Here is a 21,890-nt window from a genome sequence, read left to right on the forward strand (position 1 = left end):
CGAGCACCCGGACCGTCCAGGTCCCGGCCGCCGCCATCAAATCCCTCACACGGGATAGTACGACGCAGAAGGTTGCCACTGTCACCCTCACCGGTCCCGCCGTGAACGGCACGACAATCACTGCCGGGCAGGTCCTCGTCCTCGCCCCCACCCCCGATATCGAATCCGGCGCCATCGTCTACATCAACACCCTGACCAGCAACCCCGACGGGACGACCACCGCGTCCGTCACCCCCACCACCCCGGCAGACGCCTACACCGAGGGGACGGTCAACAGCATCGACCCGACCCTCACCAGCGGATCCCCCGCCACCGTGGCCCAGTCCTTCGGCACGACACCTGCCCCGTCGGTCACAACCCAGGCCACCAGCGCGTCCGCGTTGCAATGCGACGCAGGGGTCACCGCGGTTCCCGCAGGATTGTCCACGACCACCAACATGACCCCTTCCCTTGCAGCCATCTGGAAACACCCGATCTTCGGATTCGGCGGTGTCTACGTCGGAACCGGTGGTCTGGATCTCTTCCAGTTCGACCTCGACGGAACCATCACCGTTAACCTCGGTGCCAGCATCTCCGGACAAGGCCAGTGCATTCTCACATTGCCCGAAGCAAAAACCCGTGTCCCCGCCGGAGAACTGGGCTTCGTTGCCCTCAGCGCCCGCCCCACACTGACACTGGAAGTCACCGGGACAGTCGCCATGAACACCTCCATCACCCTCAAGTGCGGAGCCGAATACCGCTGGAGCGCCGGGGCCGAGAGCCGCACAAAATTCTGCTCCACCACATCCCTGCCGCTGGCCCTGACCAGCACCACCGGTGTTGAAGCCAAAGCCACCGCCGCCATCAACCTCGGCGTCGCCCTCGACGACATGGTCGGGATCACCGGCCAGCTCAACGCCGCCATCGACACCAACTACACCCCCACAACGCACCCCATCGCCACCATCGACGCAACAGCCGGCTACGAACTCGGCGCCTGCCTGGCCTGCTTCTGGTCCGGCTCCCCCGCCCACGTCACCATGCTCACCGGGACCTTCTTCACCAAACGCATCGCCACCTACGACACCCCGCCCCCACCGCCTCCTGCCAGCACCGGCCCGCTCACCATCACCACGACCAGCCTGCCCGCGGCGACCGCCGGCACGGCATACCGGGCCACCCTCAGCGACGCGGGAGGCACCGGACCCTACACCTGGACCATCACCACAGGCACACTCCCCCCAGGCCTCACCCTGGAACCGACCAACGGAACCATCACCGGCATACCCACGCAAGCTGGCACCAGCAACCTCACCATCACCGTCACTGACAACCACAACAGCACCACCGCCCTCACCACCACCCTCACGACGCAACCCGCAGCCCCTCCCAGCCTCAGCGGCGTCAAAACCATCGTCAGTTCGGGGAACGCAGCTTATGCCCTGAAAAACGACGGGACGGTTTGGGCCTGGGGACAGAACACTTACGGGCAATTGGGCAACGGCACCACCACCAACAGCAGCACAGCCGTCCAAGTCGCTAGCCTTACTGGGGTCACCGCGATCACGGCCACCGTCTACAACGCCTACGCCCTACTTCAGGACGGGACCGTCCGGGCCTGGGGTTTCAACTCCTATGGGCAGCTCGGAAACGGCACCACTATCGACAGCAGCACCCCCGTCCAAGTCGCCGGGATCACGGGCGCCACCGCGATCACGGCCCACTCCTTTACCGCCTACGCCCTGCTTCAGGACGGGACCGTCCGGGCCTGGGGGGACAATTCATACGGTGAGCTGGGCAACGGCACCACCACCAACAGCAGCACACCCGTCCAAGTCACCGGCATCACCGGCGCCACCGCGATCACTGCGTATGAATATAAGGCCTACGCCGTGCTTCAGGATGGGACCGTCCGGGCCTGGGGGGACAATTCATACGGTGAGCTGGGCAACGGCACAACCACCAACAGCAGCACACCCGTCCAAGTCACCGGTCTCACCGGCGCCACCGCAGTCACGGCAAGCTATTTCAATGCGTACGCCGTACTGCAGGACGGGACCGTCCGGGCCTGGGGGCAGAACACGTCAGGGCAACTTGGTAACGGCACCACCACCAACAGCAACACACCCGTCCAAGTCACCGGCATCACGGGCGCGACCGCGATCACGGCCCGTGGAAGCACAGCGTACGCCCTTCTGCGGGATGGGACCGTCCGGGCATGGGGGGACAACGGTTACGGACAATTCGGCAATGGCACCTCCGCCAACACCAGCCTCTCCCCCGTCCAAGTCACCGGCCTCACAGGTGCCACCGCGATCACGGCCAACAACTTCAATGCGTACGCCGTACTCCAGGACGGGTCCGTCTGGGCCTGGGGGGACAATTCATACGGTGAGCTGGGCAACGGCACCACCACCAACAGCAGCACCCCCATCCAAGTCAGCGGCCTTACGGCCGCCGCCTTGGTACCGCTGGCCGAGTACGGAAATGGCACCGTCTATGCCCTGCTGACCGACGGCACCGTCCGTGCATGGGGAGATAACTATTACGGCCAACTGGGCAACGGCACCACCACCCCCAGCAGCACGCCAGTACAGGTCAGAGTGACATCCGGGCCGTAAAACGAAGGGAGCCCGAGGCTGGTTACGTTCCAGCCCCGGTCCCCCATCCGTGTCTTCCGGACACGCCAATGCGTAAGACGCGATCCGCCGAAATAAATTCCGGTGCCGATTTCTCACAAGTCATGTCGCCCGGACCATCCGCCGCCATGAAAGACCAGGAGACAACAGAACCAGATCCCCAGCAAACTAAGCAGGGAGCCGGAGTCAGATAGAACACCCCAGCGGGGCAGACAGACGAATACCGTTCGCCCCACGCTCAGAGGCCCAAAAAGGGCCCCTGACGTGTGAAAACGTGCCCCAGGTGGGACTCGACCTGAGCTCTTATCAGTCACCCTCGCGTGAGGTCCCGGGGGTTCGTTGTCCTATTTGTGACAGGAGATCCTTTTGCCGGTTCAGGACATTCGGACAGGTTGGCCAGGGTTTGGGTGGGTGGATTTTTACCTTCGCCGGACTGGCGGGATATTTCGGCACCGTCGTGGGTGACGCGGATTGGGTGTCCTCGACGTAGATGGTGACGTTCCACCCTGCGTGAGTGCGGCCGACGTGCAGGCGCTGACGGCCCACCATGACGGCAGCTGCCCTGGGCACCTCGCGCTCGGCGCTGATAGCGGCCAGCGCCGGGGGAAGGTCGGTCGCGGCAGGGCGGGGCACCGACGAACCGCCGCCGTACGCCGGCCAAAACGGCGACGCCATGGTTTTTTGACCAGCCGCTCGTCGCGCACTTCGGCAGGAGGTGCCCGTCGAGTCGGACGGTAATCCTCTGACCCGCACACTCGGCGCCGATCTTCACCCGCCGTCCTGTGAGGTTGATCCAGCCATCCGGGCCCACGGTGCGGTCGACTTCGAGCGGTTCGTAGGGCGGGAGGGCTCCCAAGCGCTTGATGGTCGGCATTGCGCAGGGTGCCTGGGCGGGCGGCAACGCGGACGGTGAGCGCGTCCAGGTGCCCGGAGTCAAGGTTCGAAGGCACGGACTTGCCAGTTCGTCATCGACGGCGGACGTTTACCGTGTGTTCTTCGACCCGGACGCGGGCAAGCCGGCCTGCGCGCCGGGAAGCGACACTGCTGCGCGTCGGCACTGAGCTCCGGGTCCACAGTGGTCCGAACCGCTCCTTGTCGAGCCGGAAAGCGTAGGCAGCCATGAGGAATTGGACTAGAAGGAACGCGAGCCAGAGCAAGGCAATCCGGACCGGGTCAAGGAAAATCAGCCCGTAGATGGCAAACACATCAACTATCGGCGCGAACAGCGGCAAAAGCACCTGCAGCACAAGCAGGTAGCCGAGCCCAAGGCGGCCAAGCTTCCCTGCCTGCCCCCCTTGGAAAACCGCCCCGCGGTGCTTCCACATGGCTTGGAGCGTGCCGTAGCACCAGCGGTATCGCTGCTTCCAGAGCGCGCCAAGGCTTGCGGGCGCCTCCGTCCAGGCTCTCGCATTGTCCTGATAAACCACGCGCCAACCGTCGCGGCATAACGACATCGTCAGGTCGGTGTCCTCCGCGAGGGTGTCGTTGCTGACGCCGCCCACCCGCAAGAGCGCGTCGCGTCGGAAGGCACCGATGGCGCCGGGCACGGTCGGCATGCACTCGGCGATGTCGAACAGCCGACGGTCGAGGTTGAACCCAACCACGTACTCGATGTGCTGCCATGCCCCGAGGATGCCGCCCCGGTTCGCGACCTTCGTGTTCCCTGAGATGGCGCCGACCCGAGGATCGGCGAATGGCTGAATGAGCGCGCGGACGGTGTCCGGCTCGAACACGGTGTCACCGTCGACCATCACCACGATTTCGTGGGAAGCAAGGCCGAGGCCGGCATTGAGGGCCGAGGGCTTCCCCCGTTCTCTTTCCGGACCACGCGCACATTCGGCAATCCGAGGGCCTCGGCGAGGTCCGCGGTCCCGTCTCCGGGCTGACGGGGAACGGAAGATACGGTGCAGCAATGTTGGGGCCGCCGACAACCGCGACGAGCAGAAGGGAAAGATATCCTGCCACGACGGCCAACGCCCCGATGCCAAGGAATTTGAGACGCCGCAGGCGCCTGCCGGAGGCATCGACAAAAACCGGCCTGCCCGGAACCGGGTAACTGTGTACATCGGGTGCTTCGTCAAAAGCCACCATCGGGCACCAATCTTAGCGGATCGAACCCTTCCCTACATTGCCGTCACATCGAATCTACGGGATACAAGCCGCAATGTCCGACCGCGCTCCCGTGACACCTCGCGCTGCGCCATGCCGAGACGGCAACCAAGAAAAGACGGCCGAATGGCCACCCTTGGTGCTGGCGGAGATCATGTTGGTGCTGGCCCACCGGCCGGGATGACGCTCGGTGGTCAGCTAGATGACTTGGGATGGTTAGGGCAGGAAGTATCCGGCGAGGTCGGCGATGAGTTGGCTGGTTCCGGAGGAGCGGTTGAAGATGGTCACCTTGCCGTCAGGACCGACGGGGACGTTGACCAGGTTCGGGACGGTCTGGTTGGTGGTGAAGTTGAGGGTGGAGGCGTTGGGGAGTGGGCTTCCGGAAGCGTATGCGGTGAGAAACCCGTAGGACTGGGGTTCGGTGACGGTGAGGTTGAAGACGGCGGCGTAGACCGGGGAGGGGATGCCGTTGGCCCCGGCAACTTGGAAAGACACTGTTGAATCCGGTGGTGCAGGCGAGGTTGTCCTGGTGTCCAGAATCCGTGAGGGCGCAATTGCCTGGAAGGCGCCGGTGGCGGTCGCTCTGCCGGGGAGGTAGTAGCCGGCGATGTCGGCAATTAGTTCCGTCGCTCCGGATGAGTGGTTGTAGAGTGTGACCTTCCCGTCGGTGCCTACCGGGACGGTGACCAGGTTGGGTACGGTCTGGCCGGATGCGAAGTTCAGGTTCGATGCGTCAGGGCGCGTGGTGCCGGAAGGGTAGGCGGTGATGAATCCGAAGGACTGGGGATTGGCGACGGTCAGGTTGAAAACAACGGCTGAGACTGTGGCTGGGATGTTTCCCACTCCGGCGACCTGGAACGACACCGTCGAATCGGGCGCCACTGGTGAGGATGTGCGGGTGTCCAGGAACCGGGAGGGGCTGAGAGCCTGGAATGTGCCGGCGGCTGTGGGCGTGCCTTGGAGGTAGTATCCGGATGTGTCGGCGATCAGTTCAGTGGTTCCGGAGGAGGTGTTCGTGAAGTTGATGGTGCCGTCGGCGCCTACAGGTGTGACGGCGGCATTGGGGATGGTCTGGCCTGGACCGTAGTTCACGTTCGAGGTTCCCGGTTGGGCGGTGCCCCCGGCGTAGGCGGTGATGAAACCATCAGCGGCCGGGCTTGTGACGGTGATGTTGAGGGCTACGGCTGAAACTCCGGTGGCCGGTATGCCGCCGCGTCCGGTGACCTTGACATTGATTGTCTGGCCTGGGCTGATGGGTCCGGTGATTCCTCCGGTGCCGTCGCGGCTGTCCAGTGCACGGTAGGGGGCCCGTGGGACGAAGCCGCCGGCCGCGACTACGGATCCGTTGGTGTCGGCCGGGCCCACGTACAGGAGGCGGTTGGGTGTTCCTGGTCCAGGGTTTGTAATGGCTCCTATGGTCGCGGAGGACGTCAGGGTGCTGGAGACCTGGGCGGGGGTCCATGCAGGGTGCTGGGCCAGGATCATTGCTGCCGCTCCTGCAGCGTGGGGGGCAGCCATTGATGTGCCGCTGAGGACGGCAGTCGCAGAGCTTGATGTATACCAGTCCGAGGTGATCTGAACCCCTGGCGCGTAAAGATCCACGCAGGTCCCGTAGTTGGAGAAGGAACCTTGCCGGTCCGAGACGTCGGACGCGGCCACGGTCAGCGCGGCGGCCACCCGGGCCGGGGAGTCGGTGCAGGCATCGGTGCTTGCATTCCCGGCAGCGACGGTCACGGTGATCCCGTTATCGACGGCCCCCTGCACGGCAGCATCCAGGCCGCTGTCCGCAGCGCCTCCGATGCTGAGGTTGGCAACGGCCGGTTGCCCGGGCTGGTGTTGTTGGACCATCCAGTCAAGGCCGGCGATGACGTCCGAGTTCCACCCGCTGCCATCGCAGCCCAGCGCCCGGACCGGGACGAGGGTCGCCGATTTGGCCATGCCATAGGTGGCCCCTGCTGCGATGCCGGCCACATGCGTGCCATGGCCATTGCAGTCCGATGTGCCCTGACCGTCATTAATCCCGCCGTTTGATCCGACACCGACAGCGTCAAAGCCAGCCTGAACGCGCCCTCCGAAGTCCTGGTGCGTGGCGAGGATCCCGGTGTCGATCACGTACACCGTCACACCGGTCCCGCCCGAGGGCGGCGAATAGGTGCCCGAGAGCGGCAAGGTGCGCTGGTCGGTGCGGTCCAGGCCCCACGGTGCCCCGTCCTGGGTGGCCTCGAGTTTCACCGGCTTGTCCGGCAGAACCCCGGCCACCCCGGGAACCGTGGACAGCTCGGCTGCCTTCTGCGGCGTCGCCACCACCACAGCGCCCTTGACCGCGTGCGAGAACGTACGGCCCGTACGAACACCGCGGGCCTGCAGCGAAGCTGTTTGCCGCGCCGTATCTGCGGCCTGGTCATAACGAACGATGTAGCGCGCCTCGCCCGCTGCGGGGTCCGGGGTCAGGGAAACCTGCCCGCCGGCCGGGCCGAGGATGGCAGTCTCGGCAGGCTGGGATGGTGGCGGTGAGGCTTCGGCCACCCCGATGGGCAGGAGTAACAGCGCAGCGGTTGCCGCGGCCAGACGCTGAACCAAATGCATGATTTACGCCCTTACTTGTAGGTGCCGTTGCCGTGAGCAGTCGGGGGCGGCTCGGGAATGGCCCCGGTATGACGGGGAGGCGTGCTCGTGGTGGGCAGTTCCGGCGGCTGGGCCGGTACCCCGGCCCGAGGAATGACCGGCGCTGCGCGGTGTTCGGTGGCCGGGGAGCCATGAAGGCCAAGGTTGGTTTGGGGACCTGGCACCGGTTCGCCCCGTTGCTGGTCGGAAACTGCCGGTGGCGTTACGGGTGCGCCGCCGGGTACAGCTTTGCCCGGCAGGGCCGGTTGCCCGGGCACGGGGACGGCCGGCGCAGGGGTATCAACGGGTTCAGGGATGCCTGGTAGTCGGTCGTTCGGAGCGGATGTGAGGGTGTCCACGAGGGTAGTGACGGTGTCGCGGATATCCGGGTTCACAGCCGCCGCGACCGCCCCGGCTCCCGCGGTGAGACAGAGCGCCGTGGCGGCGATGACCAGCCGCGCGTGGCGTATCCCGCGCCGGTTTTCGAGGCTGGAGACAGTGCCTGTTCCCGGGGCCGTGGTTGGTCCGGTATTCAGGCTTGCCAGCAGGGCGGCGAATTCACCCCGGGGTGTCGGCTGCTGGCCGTGCGCGATCCTGCGGACATGCATCAGCGCGGGTTTCAGCTGCCCGGCGTGGACGGGATGGTCCATTCCGGATTCGGTCAGCAGGTCCTCAACGATGCGCTGGTCGTGCAGCTCTTCGGCACCGCGGAAATCACTGGTGGTCACGATTTACCTTGGTCTTTCGTTTCCTGCCGGGCTTCCTTGAGGCGGCCCAGCGCGCGGCGTTGCAGTTGCTTGATAGCGCCCTGTGACTTGTTCATGATCCTGGCAGTGGACTCCAAAGACAGTTCGGCGATAACCCGCAAGGCGAGAACTTCCCTATAATCGTCGGGCAGGCTTTCCAGAAGCGCGAGTCCGTCGGCCATCGTGTCGAGCGCCTCGTCTTCAGCCGATTCCGTGAGGCGGGGGTCCCTGGCGGGGTCGTACTCAATCGATGCAGGCGTCCGGACCCGGCTGCGCTGGGAATCCACGGCCCGGGCATGAGCGATGGTGAAGATCAGGGTCCTCAGCCCTGCCGGCCCGCCCCTAAGGTCCCCGAGCCGCGGGTAAAGGGCCAGGAACACGTCCTGTGTCACGGACTCGGGATCCTCCACCCCGCGGGTCCGCAAATAACCGCAGACCCCGGGCGAGTACACCCGGTAGGCTTCGATGAACAAGGCATCCGGGTCTGCCTGCGCCAGACCCGTCCCCTCTGTCACCGATGTCTCCACTAGCCACCCCCGGCAGTCACTTTATCCGACAAGGCAGGACGGTCCGGACCCGCAGGTCCTGTCCACGCCTTCATGCGCTGCTCCTAGTCCGGCACGCCCCGAAGCGCGCCTACCGGACAGCAGCAGCCCAAGTAACTTCCTACGGTCGGCCGGCCATAGCAGGCTTGTGTGCCGTGCCGGTACCAGCCTGCTGCGGCGCTGCCGGAACAACAGCTTGGGAGGGCAGTTGGGGTGCCGCCGGAAGGTGTGCTGCCGCGTCGGCGGGAATGTGGGCGGTGGCCGACTCGGCTCCGGTTTCGGCCGGGCGGCGGCTTGCGGACTCTCCCGGGGACGCCACGGCGGCGCAGTAGGTGGCGATGTTCGTGGCGCCGCCGGCTGCGACGGTCAGGGACTTGTAAGCAGTCGATGAGGCGTCGAGCCCGCCATGGGCGAAGGCCTGGCAGAGTCCGTAGGCTGCCGGTCCTGTCGCGTCAGGGCCGACCGGCGCCCCCGACCGGCTGTCCGTGGGGCTTGCCGTCTCGGCAGGATCCGCCGTCGCCGGTGCCTCGGCGCTGGGGCTGACGTCGGTGGTGGGGGTGGCGTCTGCCTCGGCGGCCAGGGCGGTGAAAGCAGCCGGGGCGGGGGCGCCGATCAGCTTGTGGGCGCTTTGCTGCAGGGGTGCGGGCAGGCTCCCTGCGAACGCGGCGGCAGCGGTTCCTCCAACGGCGAGAGTTCCGGCGGCCAGTCCGCCGGCAGCGATCTTCCTGGTGAGCAGCGCGGTGAAAAATGACATGAGACCTCCCAAGATAGGACAAACTCAGCACCCCCAGGGGTGCAGGGCCCAGACCCTAGCTATGTAATCGCTACTGAGCCCGAAAAGTTACGCCCGCCCGGGAAAAGTTTTCTGACCACGCTCAGCGGACAAACGGGTCCAGTCCACTTCGGACTACTCCGTGAGGTAGCCCCCTGTAGCCCGGGCTGGTTGATAGGCGGGCAGGGTCACTGCACCGGGGTTACGTGTCCGTATTCATTTCGGCTGCGGAGACCGCGGGCCCGGTCCAGGAGACGGTGATCCATCCGGGGACGTCGGCGGCCGGCATGGGGCGGTGCCAGAAGTAGCCTTGGGCTTTGGGGACTCCAAGGCGGGTGAGTTCATCCAGTTGAGCCTGGGTTTCGACGCCTTCTGCGATGACGTCGAGTCCGTAGCTGCGTGCTGTTCCCAGAATGAGTTCGACGAGCGTGGCGCCCTGGGGGTCGGTTCCGAGTTCTTCAATGAAGGTGCGGTCAATTTTGAGGACCCGGGCAAACAGCCATTTCAGGTAACTTAGGGAGGAGTAGCCGGTTCCGAAGTCATCGATCGAAAGCCGGATGCCTTGGGCGTGTAGTTCCCTCAGCGTGTCCATGGGGAATTGTCTCTGCTCCATGAGGACGCTTTCGGTGATTTCCAGGCTGACGGCGTCCGGGGCGATCCCGCTGTCCGAGAGGGCCCCGTGCACGATGTCGAGGAAGCCCGTGTCCAGCAGCTGGCGGACGGAAATGTTCACGGCGATGGATAGGTTCTCCATGCCCGGCACTGATTCCCGCCAGCGTTGTGCCTGGGTCAGGGCCTGAGTCATGACCCAGGCCCCGATGGGCACGATCAGGCCTGTCTCTTCGGCGACTGGAATGAAGCTGCTCGGGGGAATCATGCCGTGGGAGGGGTGGACCCAGCGCAGGAGCGCTTCGAAGCCAGTGGTGTTGCCGTCGGCGAGCTCGATGATCGGCTGGTACTCAAGGTGCATCTGGCCGCGTTCCAGGGCGGTGCGCAGATCCGATTCCAGATCCAGCCGCGGGATCACCGGTTTACCTGGCTCCGGGTCGTTGGCCGGCTCTAGGTCGTAGATCTCGGTGCGGTCACCGCCGGCGGTTTTGGCCGCGTACATGGCCGTGTCTGCGCCGCTCAGCAGAGACTCGGCGGTGTCCCCTTGTCCGGCAGCGGCGATGCCGATGCTGACGTTGAGATAGATTCGCCGCCCGTCAAGGTCGAATCCTTCCCTGGTGGCGGACCGGATGCGTTCGGCCATGGCTGCGGCGTCGCCTGGGCTGAGGTCCTCGCAGACGACGATGAACTCGTCACCGCCGAAGCGGCCCACGGTGTCGGCTGTGCGGACGGCCGCGCGGATCCGGGCGCCAAGCTGGATCAGGACCGCGTCACCGGCGCCATGGCCGATCCCGTCGTTGATCAGTTTGAATCGGTCCACGTCCACGAACATGATCACCACCTGCGGGCATCTGCGGTCCAGAAGGTCCTGGAGGACTTTGGCGAGAAGAAACCTGTTCGGCAGCCCGGTCAAGCCGTCGTGGAAGGCCTGATGTTCGAGGATTTCCTGCGCACGTTTGCGCTCGGTGGTGTCCATGATGGTGACCAGGAGGCGTGAAGGGCTCCCATCCGGGGTCTGGAAAACCCGGACCCGCGCATGCAGCCACCGGACGGCGCCTGTCTTGCTGAGGATCCGGAATTCGTATTCCACATACGGCTCGCCCGCTTCGAGCCTGCGATAGACAACCCCGAGCAGGTCACGGTCATCCGGGTGGGCAACGGAGAGAATCCTTTCCTTGGAGGGCAGTTCGTCCGGTGCTCCGCCGATGAGCCGCATGTATTCCTCTGAGTGCCACCACCGTCCGGTGGTGTAGTCGAACTCGACGCTTCCGACGTGGGCGATTTCCTGGGCTGCGATCAGGCGTTCCCGCTCCCTGTCGGCATCGGATTGGAGGCGTTTGAGCTCGGTGATGTCCCTGGCAATGACGGACCCACCCACCCGCTGGCCATCGTCGTCGAAGACCGGCGAGACGGTCAAGGACACGTCAATGGTGGATCCGTCTTTGCGTTTCCACCGGGCTTCGACACCAGTTGCAAATCCTGAAGTCTGCAGGTGTGCGAGGACTTCCTTCCTGAAACCCTTATCGGCGCGAGTGGTTAGAAGCCGGTGGTCGCGGCCCAGCGCCTCCGCGGCCCGCCAACCGAACATCCTGGCAGCACCGGCATTCCAACTCGTGACGGTGCCATCCAAGTCCGCTCCGATGATGGCATCCCCTGACGATTCGACCAGCGCCGACATTCGCCGCAGGAGCGCCTCGGCGTGTTTGCGTTCGGAGATGTCCTTGGATACCGCAACCACCGCAATGGGGACCGGATGGGTGCCCCGGACAGGAGCGACCGTCGCATGAATTGGGAACCTCCTGCCGTCCCGGTGCCGCATCCAGTACTCACCGGACCAGGTTCGCCCGGAAATGAGTGTGTCGGCGATTTCCCGCCCGGCTGCATCGGGACCGGCGATGATGGACAGTTCTGTGATCTTACGGCCTCGCACTTCCGCGGCAGCGTAACCATAGAGACGCTCCGACGCCCGGTTCCAATACGTAACACGCCAGCCCCGATCCAGTGCGATCACGGACTGCCCGATCTCCTCCAGCAGAAGCGACTGCATCACCAAGTCGTCATAGCCTTCCGCGGTCACGGATCCCCCTCGCTGTCTCCCCGTTCAAGCGGAACATCCGGAACAGGAATTTCCCAGCAGGCTACGTCCAGATACTGCCCGCGGGCAATACCCCGCGTTGACTCATGGGAAAGGTCCGCGGAGCCCGATACGTTGCCTCAGTGCAAAAGGTCCGGGAAGGGGCAGGCGCGGACATCCTTGAGGGATGGGACTGACGATGAGCCAGCGCAGGGCAGTCAAGGTGGTCAAGGCGCGGGCGTATGCCCGCAGGACCCGGGCGGAGAAGATACGGATCCTGGATGAGCTGGTGGATCTCACGGGCTGGAAACGGGGACTACGCGCGCCGGGCGCTGCGGCAGGCGCTGGGGCTGACCCCGGGCCTCATCTCGGGAAGCGTGTTCGTGATTTCGGGCGCCCGCGTAGACCGCGTTGTCAACACCGGTCCGGTAACCACGTCTGGCCAGAACGATATGGTCCTCGACAACTGGGGCACGGTGAAAACATGGACAGCTGACGCGCCGACAACCTCTAACGTGCCGGGCGGGATCGGATTCGTAAGCTTCGGCGACATCGACTCGCTGGAGGTCAAAAACACTATCCGAACGACCGGCAAGGCGCCCGTGGATTCACCCTGTACGACGGATCTCCGCGGGAGGCAACCTTCGCCTCCATCAGACCACTGACGGCTCGGTCGGCATCCAGGTCAGCAAACTGCTCGGGATCCTGCGCCTAACCGGAGATGTGACAACGGCCGGCGGGGAGGGCATGAGCCTCATCAAGGGCGCCAAGGTGGCATATAAAGCGGTCGCGATGAGCGTCGAGGAGGGCGGAGAGGTCAACCGCATGAGGATCGCGGTGAGCTCGCCACAAAGGGAAACAACGTCACAACCGTCGAGATACTAGGCGTGGTCAAAGATCTCACGGTCGCAGGCGAGATCCGGGCCACGGCCAAGGCTCAAATGCCGTCCAGGTTGGACCCGGTACTCCTAACCTCGCAGGCATAGACATCGCCGGGAACTATGCGCAGACAATGTGCCACAGACCGCGCGCGCTGAAGTCCTTCTTTGCCGGCTTTGCGGGCAGGCCGCTGAATGGTGCGGAATGCCTCTGACCGGTTCCAGACCCGAACCACATCAGCCCAGGCTGAAGTTCAGTACCTATCGGCCTGACCGTCTTCCAAAACGTCATCCCACGGCAGGGGCTAACCTCAGGCCTGTACGTCCTTGGGCGTTTGGAGTGGGTTGGATCAGAGGTCAGGCCTGTGTCCGGGTGCTGAGCGGTGGAGCATCTGAAATGTCTGCCAGGAATTTTCCATTTCGATAAGACTGCGTCGGGTTTTTTCGGGGTCGACCCTTGCCAGGCTTGCAACGATTCCTTGTTGGAGGGCCATTGCCGAGGTGAGGGACGGAAAGAACGATGTTCCTTCGGCAGGGACAAGCAGGACTTCGTCCGCACATTGCGCAAGGGCCGGGGGGAGGTTGTCCGTTATGACAATGACCTTCGAACCTCTGGCATGCGCTTCGGTTGCGGCGGTGACGGCGACTCCATAGATCCTCCAGTAAGAGCACACGATGAGGACGTCCTCTGGCCCCATCTGCACGACCGTATTGGCGATGTTCGCGGGAATGTCCAGCAGGCCCCTGGCCGGGTACCCCGCAATCTGAATGTTGTGGTTTAGGGCATGACCGACTGCAGCGAAGCTTCCTTGGGCCGTGACGTAGATATTTTTCGCACCCGAGAGCAGGCCCACCACGCGCTCTACTTGGGTTTCATCTGCGTTGAGGAGCGATGCCGAGAGAGATTCAAGGTCCCAACGGAGTGATGCCTGAAAGGGAGAATCCGTCGTCTCGTGGGCCGTGTCGACATCGACGAGAGAGAGATGGGCCATGTAGCGGACGCGTATCTCGCGTTGCAGGTCCGGCCAGCCATTGAAGCCCAGCCGCTGGGCAAGTCTGGTCACACTTGAGATGCTCGTACCCGACTGCTGGGCAAGTTCGGAAGCTGTTATATAGCTTGCCTTTTCCGGGCGCGCCATGGCGTTGTTCAGTACTGTCTGACCAGCCTGGCTAAGCCGCTGCCCTGCGGATAGGGATCGAAGCCACGTGGCCACGCTGTCCGTGTCCCGTTCCGACTCGTCTGGCGCTCTCATGCCTGGTCTGCCCTCCTGTACGCCACCAACTCGCGCGGTAGCATCCAAATTCCTTCGCACTTTTTGCAAATCCATTTGCAAAAAAGTATTGACTGAAAAACTTCTTGCACATAGCGTGTGCGTACCTCGCACTCAAATTTCCTAAAGCGCCTAGGAGTAACTGTGACATTAACGGCCAGGCTGGACAGGCTTCCTCTCAGTCGTCCACACTATCTGCTGCTGCTCATTGGGGGCCTCGGGTACACCTTTGACGGCATGGACGGTGCAGTCGTTGCGTTTCTTATGCCAGCGGTCAAGGGCGCTTTCGCGCTAGATAACGGGCAGCTCGGGGTGGTGGCTGCAGCGTCGCCCTTCGGGTTCCTCTTCGGAGCCATCATCGCGGGCTACCTGGGCGACAGAATCGGTCGCAAGAAGGTCATGATGTATTCGTTGATCGTCTACGCGGTGGCTTCGCTGGTCGCGGCCCTGGCCGGTAATTTCGAGGTATTTCTGATTGCCCGGATCATCACAGGCGTCGGAGGAGGCGCTGAAAGCGCCATCATCGCCCCATTCCTTGCAGAATTTGTCCCCAGCAAGCGCCGAGGCTGGTTCATCGGAGCCCTTGCAGGATTCTTTTCCTTCGGCTTCATCGGCGCAGCCCTGATCGGCCGGTTCATCGTTCCGGCAATGCCCGAGGGTTGGCGCTGGGCCCAGGTCATCACCTTTCTTCCCATCCTGATGGTGCTTTGGTGGCGCCGTAGCGTCCCCGAGTCCCCCCGTTTCCTTTTCAACGCCGGCGATCTCCAGGGCGCGGAGCGCGTCGTCGCCTTGTTCGAGCAAAGCGTTCGCAAGGCCACCAAGGCTGAGCTTCCCCCTGTCGACGAGCGATTAGTCGTGGAGCCGGAAACTGAGAAATTTTCCATGGTCAAAGCTCTTGCTTTCCTGTGGGGCCCGAAGATGTGGCGAACCACCGCAGTGACTTGGTTGATCTGGTTTGTCATCACATTTGCGTACTATGGATTTTTCTCCTGGATCCCGACTCTGTTGGTCGCCAAGGGCCTGACAGTAACCAAAAGCTTCGAGTTCTCCCTCATTATCTATCTTGCGCAGATTCCCGGATACTTCAGTGCCGCGTGGGTCAATGAAAAGCTTGACCGCAAATACACAATTGCGATCTACATGGTCGGATCAGCCATCAGCGCGTTCTGGCTCAGCCAGATGTCCGATCCGGGACTCATCACGGTCGCCGGAGTATCCCTCTCTTTCTTCCTCAACGGCACCTACGCCGGCGTCTACGCCTACACACCGGAAGTCTTCCCGACCTGGCTCCGGGCAACAGGGACAGGGCTGAGCTCCTCCTTCGGTCGCATCGGCTCGATCAGTGCGCCCTTGATCATCGGGGTCTTCACATCACAATGGGGATTCGCCGGCGTCTTCGGCATGACAACCGCCATTCTGGCAATCGGGGTCATCTGCACTCTCCTGTTTGCGGTACGCACCGCTGGACGTTCCCTGGAGGAAATCACAGTGACCGAGGTACTGGAGACGCAGCGTGGCTGAGGCGCGGCCGGAACGGCCGACCTTCATGACACTGAATGATGTCCAGGAAGCTGTGGACCGGCAAGTGGGCTTCCTGCTCTTTACCGTACTGGGGTTTATCGACGACGGGCAGACCATGATCCGTCTCCATTCATCCAACCCGCCCGTCTACCCGGTCGGGGGACGCAAGAACATGAGCGTTGACGTTTCTCAGGAATGGGCAACCCTGTTCGACGGAGGGAAAGTCCCCTATTTCGGCAGAACCAAACACGACGTCCAGCGAGTCTTCGCCGACCACGACCTGATCAACAACCTCGGATGCGGAGCCATTATCAACGCACCCGTTCTGGACGGCGGGAACCTCATTGGCGCGCTGAACATTCTGAACGCTGAAGGTATATACAGCGAGGCTTCCCTCGTTGCCGCTCAGGCGATCGCCGTCCAATCCTGCCACGCGGTCCGTGCAGAACTTGAGAGGATGAAATGACTTCGGATCTACTAATCCAGAACGCCCGCTATCTGGACGTCGTAGGCGGAACCTACAGGGAAAGCGAAATTTTCGTCAGCGAAGGAATCATTGCCGAGGTCGGGGCCAGCCTTGGCCAGGCCGACGACAGTATCCCTCGTTACGATGCCGCGGGGAAGTTCGTGCTTCCTGGGCTGATCGACTGCCATGTCCACGTCACAGCCGTCACTGCCGACCTCGCTGCCATGGCAACCTGGTCCCCCAGCTACGTCGCCCTGGGCGCTGCGAAGCTGATGGGTGAAATGCTCGACCGGGGCTTCACCACAATCCGAGATGTCGCTGGCGCCGATTACGGCTTCCACCAGGCGCAAGCCGAGGGCCTGCTCCGCGGCCCCAAAATCTTCTTCGGAGGCAAGGCCCTGACCCAAACCGGAGGGCACGCAGACAGCCGCCCACGCGGACAGGAGGCGCACGACCACGGCTACTGCTGCGCAACCATCGGCCGGATCGCAGACGGCGTAGACGCTGTCCGACATGCGGCACGCGACGAACTTCGGAAAGGCGCCCACCACATCAAGATCATGGCCGGGGGCGGGGTTGCGTCGCCCACGGACCGGATCGACTCCACACAATATTCCTTGGCTGAAATGCGGGCAATAGTGGAAGAAGCCGACGCCGCCAACCGTTACGTCACGGCCCACGCCTACACCGGACGGTCCATCAACCGTGCCCTTCGTGCGGGAGTGCGCGGAATCGAGCACGGAAACCTCCTGGACAACGAGTCGATAGAACTGTTCAACACCCACGACGCGTTCCTGACAATGAACCTCGTCACGTACTGGGCACTGCAGGAAGAAGGCCGCGCTTTCGGACTAACCCAATCAAGCTGGGAAAAAGTTGAGGCCGTGCTTCACGGTGGCCGTGAAGCCCTGCGCCGAGCTTATGAAGGCGGCGTGAACCTGACGTTCGGCACCGACCTGCTCGGCGGCATGCAACGACACCAGGCGACTGAATTCTCCATACGGGCGAAGATCATTCCGATGATCGACGTCATACGCAGCGCAACCGTCACCGCCGCGAAGCTTCTGCAACGCGCCGGTGAACTGGGGGTCATCGCGCCAGGTGCCGCTGGAGACTTCGTTATCACAGACGAGGACCCCGTAACCGATCCCACCGTACTGGCGGAATCCCGCCTGACCGCCGTGATCCAGGACGGAACCATCGTGAAGGGGCACTGAGGCCGCCCATTGGCTGATACGAAAACGACGGTCAGCGGCGCGGCTCCATCGATCCACAACGGCACCGAAATTCGGCTTCGTCTCCTGCCGTGAAGGCCGGGGGCATGCCGGAAGTAGGCCTCGTCGAAGGTCGTCTCGAACCCGGGCTTTGTCCCGATGGGACCATAGCCTTACAGATACTCAATGTCCGTGAGGCTTCCTGGCGGGAAGAGTTGTGGTGGCTCTTCAGGCGCCAGTCAATGTCGATGCCGTTCAGTTGCAGCCTGATTTCCGTGCCGATCGCTAAATTCTGCGATAGGGTCGCCATCCAAGCGTACGCAGTCCGAAACACACCGATATTGACGGCGTCTTGGTTCGAGACGAGATCGCTGTGCTTCTTTTCCAACTTCTTCAAGCGATCGTGAGCGAGAACCTTCTCCCGGCTGGCCTCTGTGAGAAGCGCTTAATGCGGTCCTCTTCGTACTTGGTTGGCCGGTCGCGCTCCCGTTCACGAGGCGGGAGGCCGGAGGCGCCCAGGTTGTCCAGGTTCAGGCCGTGGCGGCGTTGCAGCTGGTCCCGGATCGCTTCGGCCGCGGTGCGCGCTGCCGGGTCGTGGTCCTTTCACGCGGTGGCCGCCACAGCTCGCAGGGCTTGAGCTATCCGGTTTGAGAGGCCAGCGTGAGGATGATGGTTTGCAGTTCCTCGCGTAGCTTGTCCCCATCCACCACCGCACGCGTCAATGCCGTGGGGTCCACTTCACGGGCTTCCTTGATGACCCGGGCGCCTAGGCTGGTAATCGAGACGGCCTGGCTTCTGCGATCAGAGGGGCTGCGCTGTCGTTGGATGTAGCGTCGGCCCTCCAGACGGGACAGAGTCTTGCCCATTGTCTGGTCCTGCACACGGACCCGTTGGGCAATCATCGCCTGACTCATCGGCTCCTCGGCTGCGGAAAGGACATCAAGGACAATCACCCCGGCATGGGTGAGGCCGACACTGGCCAACTTCTCGTTCCAGGAATGTTCCACCAGCCTGGCCGCCGTTGACAAAAGCCGCCCGGTTGGCCATGACTCCATGCTCATCGAGTCTGTCGATAAAGAGCCCGTGGATACTGCCGGCATAGCAACCTCCGCAGATCGACTAATACTAAGCATACTTAGATTTGACTCATGGTGGCCACCCATGCCCAGTTCAATGCCCGCGACAAAGTAAAGCACCTGCAGAGCCAGCGGTATCCGGTCACCCGGCTTACCCCCACGCCGTGCGGGCATCCACTCTCAACGATTCCGGCCAAGTGTGGCGCTTGACACATCTCATCTTTTGTCTGACCATTAGACGAATGGTGTTGCAGTGGCGCGCACCTGATTGGAGTAGTCAATGACTGACAGCTATTTCCGGCCTCCACCCATCGGGCCTTCACGACGAAGCATGCTTTTGGCGGGTCTGGGAACGGCGCTGTCCCTGCCGTTCCTTTCGGCCTGTTCCGGGTTCGATACCAGCGGCGCGGCAGCAGGGGCGGGGAGCGTCGGGTTCCTCTCGACGCAGTTCACGCCCGTGGAAGAAAAGCAGCGCTATGAAGCGGTCCTGAAGAAATTCGTCAAGGTTCCCGTGGCATACAACTCGGTGGCCAACAATGTCTTCGCCTCGACCGTGCAGTCGCAGGAGGAGTCTGGCAATGTCCGGCTCTCTCTCCTCGGCGGTCTCCACGGCGATCTGGCACCGCTCTCAAAGTCCCTGGATGATGTGGACTATCTCCTTCGGGACCTTGCAGGCAGCGGTTTCAGCAAGGACATTCTGGAGCTGGCCAAGGTCGGCGGCCCGACCTCCAAGTACGTTCCCTGGATGCAGGCGACGTATCTGGTGGCAGTCAACAAGAAGGCCCTCGAATGGTTGCCAAGCGGCGTTGATGTCAACGATCTCCGTTACGAGGATTACTTGGCCTGGGCCAAGGCTGCCAAGAAGGGCGCGGGCCGTCCCGTTTTCGGCATGCCGGCGGGCCCCAAGGGTCTACACCACCGCTTCTACCAGGGGTTTCTGCTCCCCAGCTTCACGGGCGGCCAGATCACCACGTTCAGGAACCCGGATGCGGTCACCGCTTGGAATTACATGCGGGAGCTCTGGGACAACATGGTTCCGGCTTCGACCAACTATGACGCGATGCAGGAACCTCTGGCCCGCGGCGAGGTCCTCGTGGCGTGGGACCATGTCGCCCGGCTGGTGGGGGCCCCCGCGGCCAAGCCGGAGGACTGGCTGATGGTCCCGGCACCCAGAGGCCCCAAGGGGCGCGGTTACATGCTGATCGTCGCTGGCCTCGCCCTTCCGAAGGGCGGCCTGGAGCGGGAACGCAGCGAACAAGTCATCCGCAGCCTGATGGAACCGCCCACGCAGATTGAAACCCTCCGCAAGAATGCCTTTTTCCCGGTTATCCAGACGGAACTACCAACGGATCTGGCCGGCGCCATCGCATTGGAGGCAGCTGCGGTCCGTCGCCAACAGAGATCACCCGGGGCCCTCCTGGCGCTGCCACCAGTTGGCGTAGGCGCAAAGGATGGCGAAGTATCGCAGATCTTCAAGAACTGCTTCCAGGAAATCTGCCTCAATGGCTCCCCCGTTCAGCCCGTTCTGGACCAGCAGGCGACCCAGCTGAATACGATCCTGAAGGCGCTGGCCGTGCCTTGCTGGGCCCCCGACCCCGTTTCACCCGGTACGAAGTGCGAGGTAGCGTAATGACCGTCCAGTCCCCGCCGACTAGACCGGCTGCCGTCCGGTCCCCGCACCGGCCGCGCCGGGTTCCGCCGGCCGTGTGGCTCATCGGGCCATCGATCCTTTTCATGGCCCTGCTCATGGGCTGGCCGATGGTCCAAGGCGTCCTGCAGGCCGTCCAGAACGAGCATGGTTTCACTCTCGACTTCATACGGCAGATGGTCGAGGATCCCTACTTCTGGCCTGCCGTCCGGAACACGGCGCTGCTGATCGTGGTCATGATCCCGCTCCAGTTCGGGATTGCCATCGGGATGGCCTTGCTGCTGCGGTCCAATCCGCGCCTGAACAAGCTGCATTTCTTTGTCTGGGCCATTCCGTTGGCGCTCAGCGACCTTGCCGCGGGGCTCGTGTGGCTGTCCATTTTCAACGACCGCGGATACCTGAACTCATTCCTGAAAGGCCTCGGCATCGACGGGGTACCCTGGCTCGCCTACGACAACCAGGCCACCCTCTTCTTCTGTGTCCTCATCGCCGAAGTCTGGCGCTCCACCTCTTTGGTCCTGGTGATCGTGGTAGCCGGCCTGCAGGGCATACCGAAGGACTATGACGAAGCCGCGCAGGTGTTCGGCGCCACTTTCTGGCAGCGTCTGCGTCACGTGACCCTCCCGCTCCTGAAGCCCAGTCTGCAGGTGGCACTGATTCTCCGTACCATCCTGGCGTTCCAGACGTTCGCGGTCGCCCAGGCACTGACCGGCCAGAACTTTCCCCTCGTCGTCGGCGAAACCTACCGCTGGTACACGGCCCTGCAGAACCCAAATGTCGCCGCGGCCCTGGCACTGGTCATCCTCGTCGCATCGATGCTGACCTCCATCTTTTACCTGCGGGCACTCCGCGAGAAAGGGCAGGGAGGCACACGATGAGCACCCCCACCGTAGACACAGCACCCCTCCGGCGGCAGCGCCGGAACCGGATCTACCTGCAAATAGCCTGCGTCACCATCTCCATCTTCATGCTCGTCCCGATTTACCTGATCTCGCTGGCCGCTCTCTCGACACGCGAATCCCTCAACGAGTTCCCGCTCAGCCTTCTCCCGACCAACATCTCCTTCGACACCCTCGACGCGTTCCTATCCTCTACCGGAATTTTCGGGGCGCTTGGCAACTCCGTGATCGTCGGCATCGGCACCGTCCTCCTATCGGCGGTCCTTGGGATCCCCGGCGGGTACGCCCTGGCCCGGTTCGCTTTCCCCGGGAAAGAGCCCTACCAGTTGTTCCTGCTGTTCACCCGGGCCCTGCCCATCGTGGTCCTCTCGGTTCCGCTCGCCAAGCTGTTCCTGACGACCAACATCTATGACACGACCTACGGCGTCATCCTGCTCCACACCTCACTGGCGCTGCCCACGACCATCCTGATCTCGGCGAGCGTGTTCCTCAGCGTCCCCGTGGACGTGGAAGAAGCCGCCCGGATCTTCGGCTGCGGCCCGTTGGGGGCGTTTGCCAGGGTGGTGATGCCCATGGCGTTGCCTGGTTTGGCGGCGGCGTCGATCTTCACCTTCGTCATGTCCTGGAACGAAGTACTCGGCGCTTCCATCCTGACCCTGGACCACCGCACCCTGCCGGCCCAGGTCCTGACGTCCCTTTCGGATTCGCCGCTTGCCTACCGTTTCGCCGGCGGCTTCGCGCTCGTCATCCCCTCGATCATCTTCATCGCGTTCATGCGGCGGTACCTGACCAACATGTGGGGCTCCACGATCCGCTGATGCTCCGCACTCCCCAAACACT

General features: G+C 63.3%; 18 protein-coding genes. 10 read left to right on the forward strand and 8 right to left on the reverse strand.

Annotated features, from left to right (window positions below; translation table 11 throughout):
* Both L0B83_RS14590 and L0B83_RS14595 read left to right on the forward strand, forming a co-directional pair.
* On the forward strand, nt 1-2,600 hold a 2,600-nt coding region (locus tag L0B83_RS14590), incomplete at its 5' end, for a putative Ig domain-containing protein (RefSeq protein ID WP_234759182.1).
* Between the two features lie 565 nt (nt 2,601-3,165).
* The gene (locus L0B83_RS14595; protein ID WP_234759183.1) at nt 3,166-3,303 is read left to right on the forward strand and encodes a hypothetical protein; all 138 of its coding nucleotides are present in this window, start codon (nt 3,166-3,168) and stop codon (nt 3,301-3,303) included.
* Nucleotides 3,304-3,583: 280 nt separating this feature from the next.
* Here the strand turns inward: L0B83_RS14595 and L0B83_RS14600 are convergent, their stop codons facing one another.
* The 6 genes from L0B83_RS14600 to L0B83_RS14625 all read right to left on the reverse strand — a co-directional run bounded on the left by L0B83_RS14600 (nt 3,584) and on the right by L0B83_RS14625 (nt 12,080).
* Complete coding sequence (locus L0B83_RS14600) at nt 3,584-4,684, reverse strand: glycosyltransferase family 2 protein (protein WP_308193999.1); 1,101 nt, start codon at nt 4,682-4,684, stop codon at nt 3,584-3,586.
* A gap of 259 nt (nt 4,685-4,943) precedes the next feature.
* Nucleotides 4,944-7,313, reverse strand: a complete 2,370-nt coding sequence (locus tag L0B83_RS14605) for a S8 family peptidase (protein ID WP_234759184.1) — start codon at nt 7,311-7,313, stop codon at nt 4,944-4,946.
* An 11-nt stretch (nt 7,314-7,324) separates the two neighbouring features.
* Nucleotides 7,325-8,059, reverse strand: a complete 735-nt coding sequence (locus tag L0B83_RS14610) for a hypothetical protein (RefSeq protein ID WP_234759185.1) — start codon at nt 8,057-8,059, stop codon at nt 7,325-7,327.
* Nucleotides 8,056-8,592 carry an RNA polymerase sigma factor gene (locus L0B83_RS14615; protein WP_234759186.1) on the reverse strand — a complete coding sequence of 179 codons (537 nt, stop codon included), beginning with the start codon at nt 8,590-8,592 and terminating at the stop codon, nt 8,056-8,058. Before L0B83_RS14615 ends, L0B83_RS14610 begins: the two co-directional genes overlap by 4 nt.
* 151 nt (nt 8,593-8,743) lie before the next feature.
* On the reverse strand, nt 8,744-9,376 hold the full coding sequence (locus L0B83_RS14620) for a protein tyrosine phosphatase (RefSeq protein WP_234759187.1): 633 nt from the start codon (nt 9,374-9,376) through the stop codon (nt 8,744-8,746).
* A 220-nt stretch (nt 9,377-9,596) separates the two neighbouring features.
* Nucleotides 9,597-12,080, reverse strand: coding sequence for a sensor domain-containing protein (locus tag L0B83_RS14625; RefSeq protein WP_234759188.1), 2,484 nt, complete (start codon nt 12,078-12,080; stop codon nt 9,597-9,599).
* 278 nt (nt 12,081-12,358) lie between these two features.
* Here L0B83_RS14625 and L0B83_RS14630 point away from each other — a divergent pair, with 278 nt between their 5' ends.
* Both L0B83_RS14630 and L0B83_RS14635 read left to right on the forward strand, forming a co-directional pair.
* Nucleotides 12,359-12,742, forward strand: coding sequence for a hypothetical protein (locus tag L0B83_RS14630; protein WP_234759189.1), 384 nt, complete (start codon nt 12,359-12,361; stop codon nt 12,740-12,742).
* An 82-nt stretch (nt 12,743-12,824) separates the two neighbouring features.
* The gene (locus tag L0B83_RS14635) at nt 12,825-12,962 is read left to right on the forward strand and encodes a hypothetical protein (RefSeq protein ID WP_234759190.1); all 138 of its coding nucleotides are present in this window, start codon (nt 12,825-12,827) and stop codon (nt 12,960-12,962) included.
* A gap of 343 nt (nt 12,963-13,305) precedes the next feature.
* On the opposite strand, the gene L0B83_RS14640 is transcribed toward L0B83_RS14635, so the two are convergent.
* The gene (locus tag L0B83_RS14640; protein ID WP_234759191.1) at nt 13,306-14,208 is read right to left on the reverse strand and encodes a MurR/RpiR family transcriptional regulator; all 903 of its coding nucleotides are present in this window, start codon (nt 14,206-14,208) and stop codon (nt 13,306-13,308) included.
* A gap of 162 nt (nt 14,209-14,370) precedes the next feature.
* On the opposite strand from L0B83_RS14640, the gene L0B83_RS14645 reads away from it, so the two are divergent.
* From L0B83_RS14645 to L0B83_RS14655, 3 genes are read left to right on the forward strand one after another with little or no spacing between them, the layout of a single operon-like run.
* Nucleotides 14,371-15,747 carry an MFS transporter gene (locus tag L0B83_RS14645; RefSeq protein ID WP_234759192.1) on the forward strand — a complete coding sequence of 459 codons (1,377 nt, stop codon included), beginning with the start codon at nt 14,371-14,373 and terminating at the stop codon, nt 15,745-15,747.
* A gap of 25 nt (nt 15,748-15,772) precedes the next feature.
* Nucleotides 15,773-16,213: a GAF domain-containing protein gene (locus L0B83_RS14650; RefSeq protein ID WP_234759193.1), complete on the forward strand. Its 441-nt coding sequence runs from the start codon at nt 15,773-15,775 to the stop codon at nt 16,211-16,213.
* Nucleotides 16,210-17,430 (forward strand): metal-dependent hydrolase family protein, encoded by a 1,221-nt coding sequence (locus L0B83_RS14655; protein ID WP_234759194.1) that lies wholly within the window; start codon nt 16,210-16,212, stop codon nt 17,428-17,430. The genes L0B83_RS14650 and L0B83_RS14655 overlap by 4 nt, the downstream gene beginning before the upstream one ends.
* Before the next feature lie 635 nt (nt 17,431-18,065).
* Here L0B83_RS14655 and L0B83_RS14660 read toward each other — a convergent pair.
* The gene (locus L0B83_RS14660; RefSeq protein ID WP_234759195.1) at nt 18,066-18,482 is read right to left on the reverse strand and encodes a MarR family winged helix-turn-helix transcriptional regulator; all 417 of its coding nucleotides are present in this window, start codon (nt 18,480-18,482) and stop codon (nt 18,066-18,068) included.
* 301 nt (nt 18,483-18,783) lie between these two features.
* Between L0B83_RS14660 and L0B83_RS14665 the strand changes: the two genes are divergently transcribed.
* The 3 genes from L0B83_RS14665 to L0B83_RS14675 are packed head-to-tail and all read left to right on the forward strand — an operon-like array spanning nt 18,784 to nt 21,868.
* Nucleotides 18,784-20,133 carry an ABC transporter substrate-binding protein gene (locus L0B83_RS14665; protein WP_234759196.1) on the forward strand — a complete coding sequence of 450 codons (1,350 nt, stop codon included), beginning with the start codon at nt 18,784-18,786 and terminating at the stop codon, nt 20,131-20,133.
* Nucleotides 20,133-21,029, forward strand: coding sequence for a carbohydrate ABC transporter permease (locus L0B83_RS14670; RefSeq protein WP_234759197.1), 897 nt, complete (start codon nt 20,133-20,135; stop codon nt 21,027-21,029). Before L0B83_RS14665 ends, L0B83_RS14670 begins: the two co-directional genes overlap by 1 nt.
* A complete protein-coding gene (locus tag L0B83_RS14675; RefSeq protein WP_234759198.1) occupies nt 21,026-21,868 on the forward strand; it encodes a carbohydrate ABC transporter permease in 843 nt (280 codons plus the stop codon). The genes L0B83_RS14670 and L0B83_RS14675 overlap by 4 nt, the downstream gene beginning before the upstream one ends.
* The last annotated feature ends 22 nt before the right edge of the window (nt 21,869-21,890 follow it).

This window comes from Arthrobacter alkaliphilus (assembly GCF_021483235.1).
GTDB classification, from domain to species: domain Bacteria; phylum Actinomycetota; class Actinomycetes; order Actinomycetales; family Micrococcaceae; genus Arthrobacter; species Arthrobacter alkaliphilus.